The sequence below is a fragment of the Sphingomonas bisphenolicum genome (assembly GCF_024349785.1).
In the GTDB taxonomy this organism is placed as follows: domain Bacteria; phylum Pseudomonadota; class Alphaproteobacteria; order Sphingomonadales; family Sphingomonadaceae; genus Sphingobium; species Sphingobium bisphenolicum.
Genome location: NZ_AP018817.1, coordinates 2,316,755 through 2,333,711, shown reverse-complemented (window position 1 = coordinate 2,333,711; position 16,957 = coordinate 2,316,755). Strand labels below are relative to the sequence as shown.

The following is a 16,957-nucleotide window of genomic DNA, read 5'->3' as shown; positions in this document are numbered from 1 at the left end:
GGCTCAGCCCTTCATCCGGTTGACATCGTCGACGGCGATGGTGCCGCGACCACGGAAGTAAATGACGAGGATGGCGAGGCCGATGGCCGCCTCACCCGCTGCGACGGTCAGCACGAACATGCTGAAGACCTGGCCCACCAGATCGCCCAGGAAGGCGCTGAAAGCGACGAGGTTGATGTTCACGCTCAAAAGGATCAGCTCGATCGCCATCAGGATGATGATGACATTCTTGCGGTTGATGAAGATGCCCAGCACCCCCATCACGAAGAGGATGGCGCTGACTACCATATAATGTTGAAGGCCGATCACAGCTCCACCCCCTGCCCCACGGGCTGATTGATATTGCGGACCGCATCCTGCGGACGGCGGCGGTTCTGCTTGGCGATATTCTGGCCCTTCACGCCGCCGCGTGCGCGATGGGTCAGGACGATCGCGCCGATCATCGCGACCAGCAGGACGATGCCCGCCGCCTCGAACAGGAAGATATAGCGGGTGTAAAGCAGCCCGCCGATCGCCTGGATGTTGCTGAGTTCCGGGTTCACCGGCGCGGCGCGCTGTGCCAGTTCGATGGGACCAGCGCTCCACAGGCCGATGCCGAGCACGATTTCAGCCAGCAGCACCAATGCGATCAGCAGCCCGAAGGGCAGATAATCGACGAAACCGGCGCGCAGCTCAGCGAAGTCGATGTCGAGCATCATGACGACGAACAGGAACAGCACCGCGACCGCGCCGACATAGACAATGACGAGAAGCATCGCGATGAATTCGGCGCCGACGAGAATCATCAAGCCGGCGGCGTTAAAGAAAGCCAGGATCAGCCAGAGGACCGAATGGACCGGGTTGCGCGACAATATCGTGAGCGCGCCGCTGCTCACCACCAAAATGGCGAACAGGTAGAAGGCGAGGACGTGGATCACAGGTTCATATTCCCTTTGACGCGCGCGGCTTAACGATAGGGGGCATCGGCGGCAAGGTTCGCGGCGATCGCGCGTTCCCACTTGTCACCGTTTTCCAGGAGCTTGGCCTTGTCGTAGATCAACTCCTCGCGGGTTTCGGTCGCGAACTCGAAGTTCGGCCCTTCCACGATCGCATCCACCGGGCAGGCTTCCTGACAAAAACCGCAATAGATGCACTTGGTCATGTCGATGTCATAGCGCGTGGTGCGGCGCGAACCATCGGCGCGCGGCTGCGCCTCGATGGTGATCGCCTGCGCCGGACAGATGGCCTCGCACAGCTTGCACGCGATGCAGCGCTCTTCCCCATTGGGATAGCGGCGCAGCGCATGTTCACCCCGGAATCGCGGCGAAATTGGGTTCTTCTCGTAAGGGTAGTTGATCGTCGCCTTGGCTTTGAAAAAATATTTCAAGGTCAGCCAGTGCGCCTTCACGAACTCCCAGAGGGTGAAGCTCTTGACGTAGTAACCGAGGCTCATTGTGCGCCTCCATAGCGCGTCAGCATGAGGAAGCCCGATACCAGAAAGACGAAGAAGAGCGAGGTCGGCAGGAAAATCTTCCAGCCCAGTCGCATCAACTGGTCGTAGCGGTAGCGGGGCACCGTCGCCTTCACCCAGGAGAAGACGAAGAAGAAGAACAGGATCTTGGCGAACAGCCAGAGGATGCCCGGCACATAATAGAGCGGCGCCCAATCCAACGGCGGCAGGTAACCGCCCCAGAACAGGATCGCGTTGAGCGCGCACATCAGGATCACGTTGGCATATTCGCCCAGCCAGTAGAGCGCGAAGGCCATGGACGAATATTCGGTCTGGTAACCCGCGACCAGTTCGCTTTCCGCTTCGGTCAGATCGAAGGGCGCGCGCGCCGTTTCGGCCAGGGCCGAGATCAGGAACATGATCGCCATCGGGAAGAGCAGTGGGTTGAAGCCGTTGCCGTTCAGGAAGCCATAATAGCCCTTCTGGCTCTCCACGATCGCGGTCAGGTTGAAGCTGCCCGCCCATAGCACCACGGTGATGATGATGAAACCGATCGAGACTTCATAGGAGATCATCTGCGCACTGGCGCGGATCGCGGAGTAGAAGGGATATTTGGAGTTGGATGCCCAGCCTGCCAGCACGATGCCGTAGACACCGAGCGACGAAATCGCGAGAATGTAGAGCAAGCCCACATTGACGTCGGCCAGCACCACGCCAAGCTGGAACGGGACCACGGCCCAGGCCATCAGCGCCACGGTGAAGGTGATGATCGGCGCGATCAGGAACAGCGCCTTGTTCGATGCCGACGGGACGATGGTTTCCTGCAGGAAGACCTTGAGGCCGTCCGCGAAGGACTGGAGCAGGCCGAAGGGACCGACGACGTTGGGACCACGGCGCAGCGCCATCGCCGCCCAGATCTTGCGGTCGGCATAGATGATCATCGCAACCGCCAGCATGACCGGCAATGCGATCAGCAGGATGCCGATGATGGTCGACAGGAACCAGGCGCCTTCGAACGGCACGCCCAGATTTTGGAAAAAAGCGGTCACTCTGCGGCCTCCGCGAAGGTCACACCGTGGATCAGCTCGGACGAACATTGCTGCATCGTCGGGCTGGCGCGGCAGATGGCGTTGGTCAGGTAGAAATCCTCGATCGGCGAAGCGAATTCACCGGTCGCGCCGGTGGGCAACGACGGCAAGGACCAGCCATAGTCGGCCAGACCTTCGACGCCCAGCGCCGGAACCGCCTTCGCCATCTCGGCGCGGAGCTCCCCAAAGCTGTCGAACGACAGCTTCGCGCCCAGCGCTTCGGACAGCGCACGCAGGATCGACCAGTCCTCGCGGGCGTCGCCCGGCGCGAACACGGCCTTCTCACCGAACTGCACGCGGCCTTCCAGATTGACGTAGGTGCCGGCCTTTTCGGCATAGCTTGCGCCCGGCAGGATCACATCCGCCGCATGTGCGCCCTTGTCGCCATGGTGGCCGACATAGACTTTGAAGCTGCTGCCGAAGGCCGAATAGTCGACTTCATCGGCCCCCAGCGAGAAGAGCAGCTTGGGTGCGGCCTGCGCCACAGCCTTGATGCCGCCCTTGGTCGCATAGCCCAGCATCAGGCCGCCCATGCGGGCCGCCGCGAAGTGCAGGACATTGTAACCGTTCCAGCCATCCTTCACGAGGCCCAGCGTCTCGACCAGCGCCAGCGTGTCGCCATGCGCACCGTCCTTGGCCAGCACGCCGCCACCAACGATCATCGCCGGACGGGCCGCGCCCTTGAACGCTTCCAGTAAGGCTTCGGGGAGATTCGCCAGTAGCGAGGCATCATTGCCCAGCCATTCGACCTTGTAGGTCAGATCGAACTCCGGCCCCACAACGAAGACCTTCGCGCCCTTCTTGATCGCCTTGCGGATGCGCGTGTTCACCAGCGGCGCTTCCCAGCGCAGATTGGTGCCGACCAGCAAGATGACGTCCGCGGTTTCAAGGTCTGCCAGCGGCGTGTTGAACACGACCGACGACAGGCTCGACACATCGTAGGACAGGCCGGTCTGGCGACCTTCCAGCATCGTGCCGCCCAGCTTTTCGACCAGCGCCTTGCCAGCGAACATGGTTTCGCAATCGAGCAGGTCGCCGGCGATCGCCGCGACGCTGCCGCCATGCTGGATCGCAGCGACGGCCGCGAAGGCCTCCGCCCAAGTCGCCGGAACCAGCTTGCCGTCCTTGCGGACATAGGGCTTGTCGAGGCGCTTGCGGACCAGACCGTCGACATTGTGCCGGGTCTTGTCGGACGCCCACTCCTCGTTCACGTCGTCATTGATACGCGGCACGGCGCGCAGCACCTGACGACCACGGCTGTCGAGGCGGATGTTGGTGCCGAGCGCGTCCATCACGTCGATGGCATGGGTCTTCTTGAGTTCCCACGGACGCGCTTCAAAGGCGTAGGGCTTGGCGGTCAGCGCGCCGACCGGGCACAGGTCGACCACATTGCCCGACAGCTCGCTCTTGGCGGCATGTTCGAGATAGGTGGTGATCTGCATATTTTCGCCGCGATAGATGGCGCCGATTTCCGGCACGCCCGCGACTTCTTCGGCGAAGCGCACGCAGCGGGTGCACTGGATGCAGCGGGTCATGACCGTCTTGACGATCGGCCCCATATTCTTCTCGGTCACCGCGCGCTTATTTTCGTCATAGCGCGACGCGCCACGACCATAGGCCACCGACTGGTCCTGAAGGTCGCACTCGCCGCCCTGATCGCAGATCGGGCAATCGAGCGGGTGGTTGATGAGCAGAAACTCCATCACACCTTCGCGGGCCTTCTTGACCATTTCGCTGTCGGTGCGGATGTCCTGACCTTCGGCCGCGGGGAGCGCACAGGACGCCTGCGGCTTGGGCGGTCCGGGCTTCACTTCGACCAGGCACATGCGGCAATTGCCCGCGATGGACAGCCGCTCATGATAGCAGAAGCGCGGAATTTCCTTCCCCGCCATCTCGCAAGCCTGGAGGACTGTGGCGCCCGCCGGAACTTCGAGTTCTACGCCGTCAACTTTGACCTTCGGCATGGTTACTCCGCTGCCTCCATGACGGGGGCGCTACCCTTGTTTTCATTGATGCGGCGCTCGATTTCCGGGCGGAAATGCTTGATGAGCCCCTGGATCGGCCACGCCGCCGCGTCGCCGAGCGCGCAGATGGTGTGGCCTTCGACCTGCTTGGTCACCTGATACAGCATATCGATTTCGCTCTGGTCGGCGTCGCCGGTGCGCAACCGTTCCATCACGCGCCACATCCAACCGGTGCCTTCGCGGCAGGGCGTGCACTGGCCGCAGCTCTCATGCTTGTAGAAGTAGGAAAGACGCGAAATCGCGCGGACGATGTCGGTCGACTTGTCCATGACGATGACGGCGGCGGTGCCAAGGCCCGAGCCGAGCGCACGCAGCCCGTCAAAGTCCATCGGCGCGTCCATGATTTCCCTGGCGGGGACCAGCGGCACCGACGATCCACCGGGAATGACCGCGAGCAGATTGTCCCAGCCGCCCCGGATACCGCCGCAATGGCGATCGATCAATTCGCGGAACGGGATCGACATCGATTCCTCGACGACGCAGGGCTTGTTCACATGGCCGCTGATCTGGAACAGCTTGGTGCCGCGATTATTCTCGCGGCCAAAGCCGTTGAACCAAGCCGCGCCGCGCCGCAGGATCGTCGGGCTGACCGCGATGCTCTCGACGTTGTTCACCGTGGTCGGGCAGCCATAGAGGCCCGCGCCCGCCGGGAAAGGCGGTTTCAGACGGGGCTGGCCCTTCTTGCCTTCCAGGCTTTCGATCTGCGCGGTTTCTTCGCCGCAGATGTAAGCGCCAGCGCCACGATGGACGAAGACGTCGAAATCATAGCCAGACCCGCAGGCATTCTTACCGATGAAGCCCTTTTCATAGGCCTGCTCGACCGCGGCGAAGAGCACCTTCGCTTCGTAGATGAACTCGCCACGGATGTAGATATAAGCGGCGCGCGCCCGCATCGCAAAACCGGCGATCAGCGCGCCTTCGATCAGCTTGTGCGGATCGTGGCGGATGATCTCACGGTCCTTGCAAGACCCCGGCTCGGATTCGTCGGCGTTGATGACCAGGAAACTCGGACGGCCATCCTTGCTTTCCTTGGGCATGAAGCTCCACTTCATGCCGGTCGGGAAGCCAGCGCCGCCACGGCCGCGCAGGTTCGACGCCTTGACGATGTCGATGATCGCGTCCTGGCCGATTTCCATCAGCTTCTTGGTATCGTCCCAATCGCCGCGCTTCATCGCCGCGTCGATGCCCCAATCCTGGAAGCCATGGACATTGGTGAAGATGCGGTCCTTGTCGGACAGCGGCCCCACGAAGGGAGGCGGCGCGGGAGGTGCGGTGTCGTCGGCCATTACCGGCCCTTTCCGATCAGTTTTTCAGCCACGAAATAGGCAAAGACAGCCAGCGCCAGCCCTATGACCAGGCCCAGCACCGCGCCGATGATCTTGAGCGCGATCACGAACACGATGATGCCCAGGATGATGGCGATCAGCGCGCTCATGCCCATTCACCCCGATAATCGTGATTTTCGGTGACCATCTCTTTGAGGGTCGTCGGGCCGCCTTCGGGCGCGCTGGTCTGCCGGTCGATCTGCGGACCGATCTTGGGCTGGCCGCCAGAGGCCAGCGTCTCCAGGATCGCGCTCATGCTGTCATAGGTCAGATCTTCGTAGTTATCGTCATTGATCTGGACCATCGGCGCGTTGGCGCAAGCGCCCAGGCATTCGACTTCATTAAGAGTGAACAGGCCGTCGGGGGTCGTGCCGCCCTTGACCAGACCCTTGTTCTTGCACGCCGAAAACACGTCGTCAGATCCACGCAACATGCACGGCGTCGTACCGCACACCTGCACATGATAGCGGCCGACCGGGGCCAGATTATACATGGTGTAGAAGGTCGCGACCTCATAGACGCGCATATAGGGCATATCGAGCTGACGCCCGATATACTCCATCACCGGCACGGGCAGCCAGCCGTTGGTCTGCGTTTCCGCACCAACCTGACGCTGGGCCAGGTCGAGTAGCGGCATCACCGCCGACTGCTGGCGCCCGGCGGGGTAGCGCGCAATGACCTTTTTGGCCTGTTCGGCATTTTCAGCGGTCCACTCGAACGCGCCCCAGCGCGCACGGGTTTCGGCCTCGTCCGGGATATGCACTGCGTCAGCCATTAGCGGTCACACTCTCCAAACACGATGTCCATGGCGCCGAGGACAGCGGTGGTGTCGGCCAGCATGTGGCCCTTCATCATGAAATCCATCGCCTGCAGGTGGCTGAAGGCGGTCGGGCGTATCTTGCAGCGATAGGGCTTGTTGCTGCCGTCGCTGACCAGATAGACGCCGAATTCGCCCTTGGGGCTTTCGGTCGCCACATAGACTTCGCCTGCGGGCACATGGAAGCCCTCGGTATAGAGCTTGAAATGATGGATCAGCGCTTCCATCGAGCGCTTCATCTCGCCGCGCTTGGGCGGCGACACCTTGCGGTCGAAGCTGGCGATCGGGCCTTCGGGCATTTCGTTCAGGCACTGCTTCATGATGCGGGCGGACTGGCGGACTTCCTCGACGCGGACCATGAACCGGTCGTAGCAGTCGAAGGCTGTGCCAACAGGCACGTCGAATTCCATCCGATCATACACGTCATAAGGCTGCGACTTGCGGATATCCCAAGGGATGCCCGACCCGCGGATCATGGGACCGGAAAAGCCCCATTTCAGCGCGTCTTCCTTCGACACGATCGCGATGTCGACATTGCGCTGCTTGAAGATGCGGTTGTCGGCCACCAGGCTGATCGCATCCTCGAACAGGCGTGGCAAGCGACCGTCGAGCCAGTCGGCGATATCGGTCAGCAGCTTGAGCGGCACGTCCTGGTGCACGCCGCCTGGCCGGAAATAGGCCGAATGCATACGGGCGCCCGACGCGCGTTCGAAGAAGTTGAGGCAATCCTCGCGGATTTCGAACAGCCACAGGTTCGGCGTCATCGCACCGACGTCCATCACATGCGATCCGAGGTTCAGCATGTGATTGCAGATGCGGGTCAGTTCCGCGAAAAACACACGCAGATATTGCGCACGCAGCGGCACTTCCAGGTTCAGCAGCTTTTCGACCGCCAGAACATAGCTATGCTCCATGCCGAGCGGCGAACAATAGTCCAGCCGGTCGAAATAGGGCAGCGCCTGCATATAGGTCTTATATTCGATCAGCTTTTCGGTGCCGCGATGCAGCAGGCCGACATGCGGGTCGCAGCGCTCGACGATTTCACCGTCCAGTTCCATGACCAGACGCAGCACACCGTGGGCTGCAGGATGCTGCGGACCGAAGTTGATCGTGTAATTCTGGATTTCGGTATCGCCGTAGGACGGATCGTCCGCGTTGATCTGATGATCCAGCTTTTCCAGATAATCGGACATTATGCCTTGTCCTCCGGCTTGGCTGCACCTTTGCCTTCATCGGTGGCCGCAGCGGGCTTGGCCGGCGCATCCGCCGACTTTTCCTTCGCCTTGCTATCGGTCGGCTCACCCGCCCCGCTCTCGCCCTTCTTCTCCGTCACCTTGGGCGTCGGAGCAGCGGCGGTTGCAGCCGGAGCAACAGGCGCAGCGGCCTTTTCGTCGCCGGGCAGCACATATTGCGCGCCTTCCCACGGGCTCATGAAGTCGAAGCTGCGGAAATCCTGGGCCAGCTTCACCGGCTCATAGACGACGCGCTTATCCTCTTCGGAATAGCGCAGCTCGACATAGCCGGTCAGCGGGAAGTCCTTGCGCTGCGGATGCCCCTTGAAGCCATAGTCGGTCAGGATGCGGCGCAGGTCGGTATTGCCGTCGAAGACGACGCCGTACATGTCGAACACTTCGCGCTCCAGCCAGCCGGCGACCGGCCAGAGATGCGTGACGGTGGGGACCGGCGTATCTTCATCGGTCGATACCTTCACACGAATACGGTGATTCCGCGTGACGCTGAGCAGATGATAGGCGACCTCGAACCGCTCCGGGCGATCGGGATAATCGACGCCGGCGATTTCCATTAGCTGCTGATAGTGCGCCATGTCGCGCAGTGCGACCATGGCGTTCACCAGATCGTCGCGCACGACGATAAAGGTCAGTTCGTCGGCATGATCGACGGTGTCGATCAGCATCGCTCCCAGCAGGGCGGCGATTTCCTCGGCGATCCCGTCGATGGTCGCGATCTTGGGTGCGGAATGTCCCATATTAGCGCTCGATCGTCCCGATACGGCGGATTTTCCGCTGCAACTGCATCACGCCATATAGCAGGGCTTCGGCGGTCGGCGGGCAACCCGGCACATAGATGTCGACCGGCACGATGCGGTCGCAGCCACGCACGACCGAATAGCTATAATGATAATAGCCGCCGCCATTGGCGCAGCTGCCCATCGAAATCACATATTTCGGGTTGGACATCTGGTCGTAAACCTTGCGCAACGCCGGGGCCATCTTGTTGCAGAGCGTGCCTGCGACGATCATCACGTCCGACTGGCGCGGGGACGCGCGCGGCGCGGCGCCGAAGCGCTCCATGTCGTAACGCGGCATGTTGACGTGGATCATCTCGACCGCGCAGCAGGCCAGGCCAAAGGTCATCCACCAGAGCGAACCGGTACGCGCCCAGGTGAACAGGTCTTCGGTCGAGGTGACCAGGAAACCCTTGTCATTCACTTCGCCGTTCAGCGCGTTGAAAAAGTCCTGATCGGGCTGCGTGCCCTGCGGGGGCAAGGTGCCGGGCGCAGGGTTATAGAGTTCTACTCCCAATCGAGTGCTCCCTTCTTCCACGCATAGACGAGGCCAAGCACCAGCTCCGCTATGAAGATCATCATCGTCGCCCAGCCGGCCCAGCCGATCTGGTCGAGGCTTACCGCCCAGGGAAACAGGAACGCCGCTTCAAGATCGAAGATGATGAAGAGGATGGCGACCAGATAGAAGCGCACGTCGAACTGGCTGCGCGGCTCTTCGAACGCGGGGAAGCCGCATTCATACTCGCTGAGCTTGGCCGGTTCGGGCTTGTGCGCGCCGGTCAGCCGACCCACCAGCATCGGCAGGAAGACGAAGGTGCCGGAGAGCAGCAGTGCGACCCCGAGAAAGATCAGGATCGGCAGATATTGGGCAAGATCGACCAACGGATTCCCCTGGGCGAAAAGGTTGTTGGGGGCGCTTTAGGCCTGCTGCATATGCGAAGCAAGGGGCCAAGGCGGTGAGAATGAATCGCAAAAAGGCCAAGCGCTTGAAGCGCTTGGCCGGATGGGGCTTTAGCGCAGCGCGCCCGCCACCAGCTTGTGCAATTTGCTATGGATCGCATCATTGCCCGCGATCACTTCCTTGCGCTCGATCGCCTGGTCGCCGCCGCGGAAATCGCTCGCGAAACCGCCCGCTTCGCGCACCAGCAGCAGGCCGGCGGCGACATCCCAGGGCTGCAGGCCGCTTTCCCAATAGCCGTCATAGCGGCCCGATGCGACATGGGCGAGATCGAGCGAGGCCGCACCGAAGCGGCGAATGCCCGCAACCGAAGGCGCGACCGCACCGTAGATGCGGGTCCATTGCGCCATGTCGCCATGGCCCATGAAAGGAATGCCGGTGGCAATGACGCAGTCGGCCAGGTCGCGGCGGGCCGAGACTCGCAGGCGCTGGTCGTGGCGCCAGGCGCCGCGGCTCTTTTCCGCCCAATAGCTCTCGTCAGTGACCGGCTGGTAGATGAGGCCAGTCGTGATCTCGCGCTTGCCGCTGCCATATTGCGGTTCTTCGACCGCGATCGAGATGGCGAAATGCGGGATGCCGTGCAGGAAGTTGGTGGTGCCGTCCAACGGATCGATGATCCAGCGCGGCTTGGTCGGATCGCCCTCGATCACGCCGCCTTCTTCCAGCAGGAAGCCCCAGTCGGGGCGGGCCTTCTGCAATTCTTCGACCAGCGTTTTTTCCGCCTGCTGATCGGCCTTGGACACGAAGTCGGCCGGCCCCTTGCGGGACACCTGAAGATGCTCGACTTCGCCGAAATCGCGGCGCAGCTTCGAGCCGGCCTTGCGCGCGGCGCGTTCCATGACGGTGAGAAGACCGGAGTGCGATACCATATTATGTCTCCGCCGCCCCCGGTGGGACGGCCTGCTGGATTATTTCTTCGGGGCGGGCCTGGCGGCCGGGGCGGCGGGGCGATAGCCGCATACGCCGGCGATTACGGCCAGCATCTGCGACGGGTCTTTCCGGTCGACCTTGCCGGCATTGGCGGCGATGACCTTGTCCGTCGCCTCGCTGACCTTGGAGACCGCATTGGAATAGAGGCAGTCGAACAGCGCACTCTTGACCGGCGCTTCGACCTCGTTCGACTGGAGCGCGCTTGTGACGATGCGCAGCACATAGGCCGCACTGTCGAGTTGCGCCTTGGTCGGCGCGGCTTGCGCCTGCGCCATAGCCTGGGTGGGGACCGCGGCCGGCATGACGGCGATCGCGAGGCCAAGCGCCAACCGAGCGGCCCATGCCGTGCTGCGGTCCATAGGCATCAGTCGGCGCGCTTCACATATTCGCGGGCATAGACGTCCACGACGATGCGGGTGCCGCTGACGATGTGCGGCGGGACCATGACGCGCACGCCATTGTCGAGGATCGCGGGCTTGTAGCTGGCCGAAGCGGTCTGGCCCTTCACCACGGCGTCGGCTTCGACCACCGTCGCCTCGATCGTGTCGGGCAACTGGACGCTGATCGGACGCTCTTCGTACATTTCCAGCGTCACTTCCATGCCGTCCTGGAGAAAGTCGGCGGCATCGCCCAGCAGTTCGGCGGGCAGGTTGATCTGCTCGTAATTCTCATTGTCCATGAAGACAAGCATGTCGCCTTCGGCATAGAGATACTGGAAATCCTTGGTGTCGAGGCGGATGCGCTCGACGCTTTCGGCGGAGCGGAAACGGACATTGTTCTTGCGGCCGTCGATCAGGTTCTTGAGTTCGACCTGCATATAGGCGCCGCCTTTGCCGGGCTGGGTGTGCTGTATCTTGACGGCGCGCCACAGGCCGCCCTCATATTCGATATTGTTGCCGGGACGAATGTCCACGCCGCTGATCTTCGCCATGGGAAGAGCCTGCCTATATGTCTGAAGGTGGAAAAGAGCCGGCCTCTTGGAGGCTGGGCGCGCCTTTACAGCGGGATGGCGTCAAGGGCAAGGGGGTGGCGTCCCAGCCCTTAACTTCGCACTTTTCCCGCCGGTTTTGTCAGAAAATTTCCTATGTCGGACATTTCCTGTCAATTATGGCGCAAGCTGTGCCGCGCAGGCGGGAACATGCGGCGCTATAACAGAAACGACCTTTGTAGGACAGATCAGCGGCGCGCCAGCAATGGATAGGGGTTGATCGCGCGCCCGCCATACCAGGCTTCGCCGGGCTGCATAGCATGAACCGCGAAATGGAGGTGCGGGGCGGACGGGTCGGCATTGCCGGTGCTGCCGACCGTGGCGATCCGCTGGCCGCGACGCAGCATCTGGCCTTCGTGCAGGCCCGGCGCATAGCCGTCGAGATGCGCGTAATAATAGAGCAGCCGTCCGTCCGGCGAACGTTGATAGAGGGTGCGGCCGCCATCTTCGCTCCAGAAAATCTTGTCGATGCGGCCGTTGGCGGCGGCCAGCACCGCCCTGCCCCGCGCCGCCATGATGTCGATCGCATCATGCGGACGCGCGTCATTCGCGCGGGCCTGGGTGAAGGTGTCGGCCAGGGCCGACGCCGGCACGCCCTCGACGGGAATCAGCAACGGGCCAGCGTCCGCAGACCTGGCTGCGCGGGGCACAGGCGCGATCACGGACGGCCCGTCCGCCGGCACGATCCGAACGCAGAAATGCGCGAAAGCAACGCAGAACAGCAGCGCCACAGCGATACTGCCCCACAGTCGCGGCCGCCTCATGCCTGGAACTTGGCCTTGATCCCGCTCTTGACCATCTGGGCCAGACGCGCCGCGTCCCAGTTGGTCAGGCGGATGCAGCCATGGCTTTCGGTACGCCCGATCGTCTGCGGTTCGGGCGTGCCGTGGATGCCATAATGATCCTTCGACAGGTCGATCCACACCACGCCGACCGGGCCGTTGGGACCGGGTTTCAGCACCGCCTTCTCATCCTTTGAAGAGGCGTCCCAGAAAAGTTTGGGATTATAGTGGAAATCGGGATTGCGGCTCACCCCCTTGATCGTCCATTCGCCCAGCGGCAGCGGGTCATGCTGCGATCCCGTCGTCACCGGAAATTGCGCGATCAGGCGGTTTTCCGCGTTATAGACCTTGAGCAGCCCTTCGGATTTGTCGACCACCAGATGGTCGGCCTGCGGCTGGTCCCTGGCCACGCCCAGGCTGGCGAGCGTTTCGCCCCAGCCGCGTTCGTCCCCCTCGATCACGGCAACCGGCTGGTTGTCGATCGCAGGCACGCGGATGGTCGTGCCGGCGCCGACCTTCGTATTGGGCGGATTGAGCGCGATCAGGGCTTCGGGCGTGGTGTGGAAGCGTTCGGCGACCTTTTCCAGCAGGTTGCGATAGGTGAGTGCGGGTAGCTTCGCCTGCTCATTGAGGTCGCCGCGCGGCAGATCGAAGAACGGACCACGGGCGAAATCGTCGGGGATATTCACCAGATAGGTGGTCGGCCGCGGCTCCCCTTCCAGCAGGGCGGCGCTGGTCTTCTGATCGAAACTGCCGGTGATGGGCAGGTCATGCGCTTCCTGGAAACCGCGCAGCGCCGCCTTGAAGCTCATGCCGTCCTTGCCGTCGAGGACGCCGGGGGAAAAACCCCAGCGGTCGAGCGCGACCTGGGCCATGAGGAAGCGGTTGGGCTGCTGGGGTTTCTGCTCCGTCACGACTTCGAACGCATAGGCGTCGTTCTTTGCCGCGGACGCAGCGACGGCGCTGTTGTTGGCGGGTTGGGCCGCATTGTCCGCAGGCGCGCTGCTATTGGCATCCGTGACGCTGACATTGCAGGCGCTGCACAGCAGGGCGACGAGCAACAGATGGTTTTTCAAGGTGATCCTCTCCGTTCAGATGAGGAGAGAACGCGCGACGGGGCGGAAGGGTGCGAGGACGCAAGGCGTGATGTGGCGGATTAGGCGGTGGTAGAGGGATAGACGCACCGGTGCGCCCTTCCCCTCCACCATCCTGCGGATCGTCCCCCTTCCCAAGCAAGATCGGGGGAGAATTTTGATATCGCTCTTATCCGTACCGTGCCCGACCGGCTCAGCGTGGCGGCGGCGGCTTGCTAGCCAGAACTTCGGCAAAGGCGGCGACACCCGCCTTCGCACCGTCGGGGTGGTTCCAGACCGCGCTGCTGACCGCCAGGAAGTCCGCGCCCGCGGCGACCAAAGGTGCGGCATTCTCCGCGGTCACGCCGCCGATCGCGACGCAGGGCAGTTCGAACAGCGTCGTCCACCAGCCCAGGATCGAGGGTTCCGCGCGGTGGAGCGTCTCTTTCGTGGTCGTCGGATAGAAGGCGCCGAACGCGACATAGTCGGCCCCAGCCTCGCCCGCTTCCATCGCCAGATGGCGGCTGTCATGGCAGGTCACGCCGATCTGCACCTTCGGCCCCAATTGTTCGCGTGCGTCGCGCGGGTCGCCATCCTCCTGCCCCAAATGGACGCCGTCTGCGCCGAGGCGCTTGGCGAGGCCGATGCTGTCATTGACGATGAAGGCGACATCCCGCTCCGCGCAGAGCGCCTGGATCGGCGGGGCGAGCGCGGCGATGGCGTGATCGTCGATCCCCTTGAGCCGCAATTGAAACGCCGCGACGCTGCCGCCGTCGAACGCGGCGGCGAGTTGATCGAGGAAGCCGTCGTCGATGGCCGGCGGGGAGATCAGGTAAAGCTGGCAGGCGGGGCGGAAGCCCGGTTCGAACTGGTCGGCGAAATGCGGATCGAGCGCCAGCTCTTCATCGGTGAAATCGGTCATGGGCGCTTTATAGCCATTCAGGAGGCGAGGCCAAGGGCGCTATGCCGGAATGCAATGTCCAGCCTCTCATCCGTTCGGGCTGAGCCTGCCGAAGCCCCCTTCGACTGTCTGCAAGGGAAGGCGCTCACGACAGAGCTCGACAAGCTCCGGGCGAACGGAGTGTTATCAATGAAATGGCCGGGCGGACATGCGCCGCCCGGCCTTTCCCAATCAGGCCGCGACCGGCTGCTTCGCGGTCGAGGCGCCGTGGATTTCGTCGATCGCTTCGCCCAGCGACGCGTTGAACTCGTCATCAGTCATCTGGTGACGCAGATCGTTGAGCAGCGCGCGGCTGAAGCTGGCGATGATGCCGCGATTCTTGGCCAGTTCGACGCAGGCTTCGGGACGGGCGAACCCACCCGACAGGGCGACGACGCGCAGCACGGCGGGATGATCGACCAGCGGATCGAACAGGCCGGGCTTGGTCGGCAACGACAGCTTCAACATCACTTGAACGCCTTCGGGCAAGGCATCGAGATTCTTGAGGATTTCTTCCAGCAAAATCTGGTCGGCTTCCGCGCGTTCGGGCGACTTGATGTTCACTTCCGGCTCGATGATCGGCATCAGACCGGCGGCGAGAACCTGTTGGCCGACTTCGAACTGCTGCGCGACCACGGCGGCGATACCTTCGCGGTTGGCGAGGTTCACGACCGAGCGTTCCTTGGTGCCGAACACGCCCAGCGCCTTCGACCGGTGCAGCAGGATGTCCAGATCAGGATTGGGCTTCATCAACTGCACGCCGTTCGCCTCATCCTCCAGACCCTTGTCGATCTTGATGAAGGGGACCACGCCGCGCTCCAGCAGCGCCTGCGGGGTCGGCTTGCCGTCGACGGTGCCGTCCATGGTGCGCTCGAACAGGATCGCGCCCAGCACCTTGTCGCCGGTGAAGGCGGGCGAGGTGATGACGCGGCTGCGCATGGCGTGGATCAGGCCGAACATTTCCTCTTCGCTGGACCAGGCGTCTTCCTCCACGCCATAGCCCTTGAGCGCCTTGGGCGTCGATCCGCCGCTCTGGTCGAGCGCGGCGATAAAGCCCTCACCCGTAGCGATCTTCTGCTTCATATCCTGATCCAGCATCTGCACATACCTTCCCTTGGGCGCCGCCCCTGGCGGCACGAAATAGACTATCGGCAGACGCTCCATCATCTGCCGGCCGGGCGCGACTTTCCATTATTGTCGCCGGTCTTCGGGCTGGTAGCCAGTCCCATGCCGCACCGCAAGGGGCCTGCTGATGCCGCAGCAGGAGGGAAAGCCCTATTCCCGCCAGCCGCGTTGCGCCGCACAATGAATCAGGCGGCGGCGGCTTGAAAGGTTGCGGCTTGCGACCCATAGGGCAGGCATGACCAGCATCCCCGCCGACAGACCCGCCGACCTCTCCCCCGCCATGATCCTCCTGATGGCGGTGGCGTGCGGCGTGATGGTAGCCAATCTCTACTATGCCCAGACGCTGATCGATGTGATCGGACCGCAGATCGGCATGTCCGCCAGTATCGCGGGACTGATTACCACGCTGACCCAGCTTGGCTATGGCGCAGGCCTGTTCCTGATCGTGCCGCTGGCGGACCTGTTCGAAAACCGGCGGATCGTGCTGACGTCGATCGCGGCGACCATCATGGGCTGCATCGCCATCGCGCTGTCCGACGGACCGAGCAGCTTTCTGGTGGCGTCCATCCTGACCGGCGTCGGCGCGACCGGCGCTCAGGTGCTGGTGCCGCTCGCCTCGCACCTCGCCGCGCCGGAGAAGCAGGGCCGCGTGGTCGGCACGGTGATGAGCGGGCTGCTGTTCGGCATCATGCTGTCGCGGCCGATCGCCAACTTTCTGGCGGGGTCGGTTGGCTGGCGGGCCACCTTCATCGTTTCGGCCGTCGTGATGGCCATGGTGGGCGTTGCGCTGCTCGCCGCCTGCCCGCGGCGCACGCCCAAGGGCGGCATGCATTATGGGGCGGTGCTGGCATCGACCTTCGCGCAACTGGTCAAGCATCGCGTCGTGCGGATGCGGGCTTTTTACCAGGCGGCGATGTTCGCGGCGTTCAACCTGTTCTGGACCGCCGCGCCGCTGGCGCTGATCCATGAATTTCACCTGGGCCATGCCGGGATCGGCGCCTTTGCGCTGGCCGGGGCGGGTGGCGCGCTGGTGGCGCCGGTGGCAGGATGGATGGCCGACCGTCGCCTGACCCGGCCCGCCTCGCTGATCGGCATGGTCGGACTGACGGCCGGCTTCCTGCTGGCCGACTGGACGGTGGCGGCGGGTAGCCTGATCGGCTTCACCATCATGGCGGTGCTGATCGACGGCGCGGTGCAGATGAGCCAGATTACTGGGCAGAAGCTGATCTTCTCGCTCGATCCCCATGCGCGCGGGCGGATCAATGCGGCCTATGTGACCGTGATGTTCCTGGTGGGCGCGCTGGGGTCGGTGATCGGATCGATCAGCTATGAAGCGGGCGGCTGGACCGCCAGCGCCCTGGCGGGCGCGGCCATCGGCGGCGTCGCCACCCTGGCCTTCCTGCTGTTCGACCGGGGCGCCAGCATCGCGCGCTGACGCCCCATGTCGCTATC

The 16,957-nt window shown here is 63.1% G+C and carries 20 protein-coding genes; 1 reads left to right on the top strand and 19 read right to left on the bottom strand.

The window, feature by feature from the left end; translation table 11 throughout:
- Positions 1 to 3: 3 nt before the first annotated feature.
- The 19 genes from nuoK to SBA_RS11430 form a co-directional block, all read right to left on the bottom strand.
- Positions 4 to 288 (bottom strand): NADH-quinone oxidoreductase subunit NuoK, encoded by a 285-nt coding sequence (nuoK, locus tag SBA_RS11520; protein WP_019053664.1) that lies wholly within the window; start codon positions 286 to 288, stop codon positions 4 to 6.
- A 17-nt stretch (positions 289 to 305) separates the two neighbouring features.
- Positions 306 to 917, bottom strand: coding sequence for an NADH-quinone oxidoreductase subunit J (locus SBA_RS11515; protein WP_224546094.1), 612 nt, complete (start codon positions 915 to 917; stop codon positions 306 to 308).
- 29 nt (positions 918 to 946) lie between these two features.
- A complete protein-coding gene (nuoI, locus tag SBA_RS11510) occupies positions 947 to 1,432 on the bottom strand; it encodes an NADH-quinone oxidoreductase subunit NuoI (RefSeq protein WP_261934522.1) in 486 nt (161 codons plus the stop codon).
- Positions 1,429 to 2,478 (bottom strand): NADH-quinone oxidoreductase subunit NuoH, encoded by a 1,050-nt coding sequence (gene nuoH, locus SBA_RS11505; RefSeq protein WP_261934521.1) that lies wholly within the window; start codon positions 2,476 to 2,478, stop codon positions 1,429 to 1,431. The genes nuoI and nuoH overlap by 4 nt, the downstream gene beginning before the upstream one ends.
- Positions 2,475 to 4,481 carry an NADH-quinone oxidoreductase subunit NuoG gene (gene nuoG, locus SBA_RS11500; RefSeq protein ID WP_261934520.1) on the bottom strand — a complete coding sequence of 669 codons (2,007 nt, stop codon included), beginning with the start codon at positions 4,479 to 4,481 and terminating at the stop codon, positions 2,475 to 2,477. Before nuoG ends, nuoH begins: the two co-directional genes overlap by 4 nt.
- 2 nt (positions 4,482 to 4,483) lie before the next feature.
- Positions 4,484 to 5,827, bottom strand: coding sequence for an NADH-quinone oxidoreductase subunit NuoF (gene nuoF / locus SBA_RS11495; protein WP_261934519.1), 1,344 nt, complete (start codon positions 5,825 to 5,827; stop codon positions 4,484 to 4,486).
- The gene (locus SBA_RS11490; protein ID WP_224546083.1) at positions 5,827 to 5,976 is read right to left on the bottom strand and encodes a hypothetical protein; all 150 of its coding nucleotides are present in this window, start codon (positions 5,974 to 5,976) and stop codon (positions 5,827 to 5,829) included. The genes nuoF and SBA_RS11490 overlap by 1 nt, the downstream gene beginning before the upstream one ends.
- The gene (locus SBA_RS11485) at positions 5,973 to 6,641 is read right to left on the bottom strand and encodes a complex I 24 kDa subunit family protein (RefSeq protein ID WP_261934518.1); all 669 of its coding nucleotides are present in this window, start codon (positions 6,639 to 6,641) and stop codon (positions 5,973 to 5,975) included. The genes SBA_RS11490 and SBA_RS11485 overlap by 4 nt, the downstream gene beginning before the upstream one ends.
- Entirely contained in the window at positions 6,641 to 7,876 is a 1,236-nt protein-coding gene (locus SBA_RS11480) for an NADH-quinone oxidoreductase subunit D (RefSeq protein WP_261934517.1), read from the bottom strand. Before SBA_RS11480 ends, SBA_RS11485 begins: the two co-directional genes overlap by 1 nt.
- Positions 7,876 to 8,670, bottom strand: a complete 795-nt coding sequence (locus SBA_RS11475) for an NADH-quinone oxidoreductase subunit C (protein ID WP_224546076.1) — start codon at positions 8,668 to 8,670, stop codon at positions 7,876 to 7,878. Before SBA_RS11475 ends, SBA_RS11480 begins: the two co-directional genes overlap by 1 nt.
- Before the next feature lies 1 nt (position 8,671).
- Positions 8,672 to 9,226, bottom strand: coding sequence for a NuoB/complex I 20 kDa subunit family protein (locus SBA_RS11470; protein WP_261934516.1), 555 nt, complete (start codon positions 9,224 to 9,226; stop codon positions 8,672 to 8,674).
- The gene (locus tag SBA_RS11465; protein ID WP_088184016.1) at positions 9,217 to 9,591 is read right to left on the bottom strand and encodes an NADH-quinone oxidoreductase subunit A; all 375 of its coding nucleotides are present in this window, start codon (positions 9,589 to 9,591) and stop codon (positions 9,217 to 9,219) included. Before SBA_RS11465 ends, SBA_RS11470 begins: the two co-directional genes overlap by 10 nt.
- A 129-nt stretch (positions 9,592 to 9,720) precedes the next feature.
- Positions 9,721 to 10,536: an inositol monophosphatase family protein gene (locus SBA_RS11460; protein WP_224546073.1), complete on the bottom strand. Its 816-nt coding sequence runs from the start codon at positions 10,534 to 10,536 to the stop codon at positions 9,721 to 9,723.
- 39 nt (positions 10,537 to 10,575) lie between these two features.
- Positions 10,576 to 10,926 carry a hypothetical protein gene (locus SBA_RS11455; protein ID WP_261934515.1) on the bottom strand — a complete coding sequence of 117 codons (351 nt, stop codon included), beginning with the start codon at positions 10,924 to 10,926 and terminating at the stop codon, positions 10,576 to 10,578.
- Positions 10,927 to 10,961: 35 nt separating this feature from the next.
- Positions 10,962 to 11,528 (bottom strand): elongation factor P, encoded by a 567-nt coding sequence (gene efp / locus SBA_RS11450; RefSeq protein WP_261934514.1) that lies wholly within the window; start codon positions 11,526 to 11,528, stop codon positions 10,962 to 10,964.
- A 245-nt stretch (positions 11,529 to 11,773) separates the two neighbouring features.
- Positions 11,774 to 12,349 carry a M23 family metallopeptidase gene (locus tag SBA_RS11445; protein WP_261934513.1) on the bottom strand — a complete coding sequence of 192 codons (576 nt, stop codon included), beginning with the start codon at positions 12,347 to 12,349 and terminating at the stop codon, positions 11,774 to 11,776.
- Entirely contained in the window at positions 12,346 to 13,443 is a 1,098-nt protein-coding gene (locus SBA_RS11440; RefSeq protein ID WP_261934512.1) for a L,D-transpeptidase family protein, read from the bottom strand. The genes SBA_RS11445 and SBA_RS11440 overlap by 4 nt, the downstream gene beginning before the upstream one ends.
- Positions 13,444 to 13,654: 211 nt before the next feature.
- Positions 13,655 to 14,362 (bottom strand): thiamine phosphate synthase, encoded by a 708-nt coding sequence (gene thiE / locus SBA_RS11435; protein WP_261934511.1) that lies wholly within the window; start codon positions 14,360 to 14,362, stop codon positions 13,655 to 13,657.
- Positions 14,363 to 14,572: 210 nt separating this feature from the next.
- Positions 14,573 to 15,478: a fructose bisphosphate aldolase gene (locus SBA_RS11430; RefSeq protein ID WP_261936721.1), complete on the bottom strand. Its 906-nt coding sequence runs from the start codon at positions 15,476 to 15,478 to the stop codon at positions 14,573 to 14,575.
- A 262-nt stretch (positions 15,479 to 15,740) separates the two neighbouring features.
- Here SBA_RS11430 and SBA_RS11425 point away from each other — a divergent pair, with 262 nt between their 5' ends.
- Complete coding sequence (locus SBA_RS11425) at positions 15,741 to 16,940, top strand: MFS transporter (RefSeq protein WP_261934510.1); 1,200 nt, start codon at positions 15,741 to 15,743, stop codon at positions 16,938 to 16,940.
- The last annotated feature ends 17 nt before the right edge of the window (positions 16,941 to 16,957 follow it).

What these genes read in the sequence shown, in the direction of transcription:
- SBA_RS11425 (WP_261934510.1), top strand. Translation starts at nt 15,741, where the DNA reads ATGACCAGCATCCCCGCCGACAGACCCGCCGACCTCTCCCCCGCCATG.
- nuoF (WP_261934519.1), bottom strand. Translation starts at nt 5,827, where the DNA reads ATGGCCGACGACACCGCACCTCCCGCGCCGCCTCCCTTCGTGGGGCCG.
- nuoG (WP_261934520.1), bottom strand. Translation starts at nt 4,481, where the DNA reads ATGCCGAAGGTCAAAGTTGACGGCGTAGAACTCGAAGTTCCGGCGGGC.
- SBA_RS11475 (WP_224546076.1), bottom strand. Translation starts at nt 8,670, where the DNA reads ATGGGACATTCCGCACCCAAGATCGCGACCATCGACGGGATCGCCGAG.
- SBA_RS11430 (WP_261936721.1), bottom strand. Translation starts at nt 15,478, where the DNA reads ATGCTGGATCAGGATATGAAGCAGAAGATCGCTACGGGTGAGGGCTTT.
- SBA_RS11485 (WP_261934518.1), bottom strand. Translation starts at nt 6,641, where the DNA reads ATGGCTGACGCAGTGCATATCCCGGACGAGGCCGAAACCCGTGCGCGC.
- SBA_RS11490 (WP_224546083.1), bottom strand. Translation starts at nt 5,976, where the DNA reads ATGAGCGCGCTGATCGCCATCATCCTGGGCATCATCGTGTTCGTGATC.
- SBA_RS11445 (WP_261934513.1), bottom strand. Translation starts at nt 12,349, where the DNA reads ATGAGGCGGCCGCGACTGTGGGGCAGTATCGCTGTGGCGCTGCTGTTC.
- SBA_RS11460 (WP_224546073.1), bottom strand. Translation starts at nt 10,536, where the DNA reads ATGGTATCGCACTCCGGTCTTCTCACCGTCATGGAACGCGCCGCGCGC.
- nuoI (WP_261934522.1), bottom strand. Translation starts at nt 1,432, where the DNA reads ATGAGCCTCGGTTACTACGTCAAGAGCTTCACCCTCTGGGAGTTCGTG.
- nuoK (WP_019053664.1), bottom strand. Translation starts at nt 288, where the DNA reads ATGGTAGTCAGCGCCATCCTCTTCGTGATGGGGGTGCTGGGCATCTTC.
- SBA_RS11480 (WP_261934517.1), bottom strand. Translation starts at nt 7,876, where the DNA reads ATGTCCGATTATCTGGAAAAGCTGGATCATCAGATCAACGCGGACGAT.
- efp (WP_261934514.1), bottom strand. Translation starts at nt 11,528, where the DNA reads ATGGCGAAGATCAGCGGCGTGGACATTCGTCCCGGCAACAATATCGAA.
- thiE (WP_261934511.1), bottom strand. Translation starts at nt 14,362, where the DNA reads ATGACCGATTTCACCGATGAAGAGCTGGCGCTCGATCCGCATTTCGCC.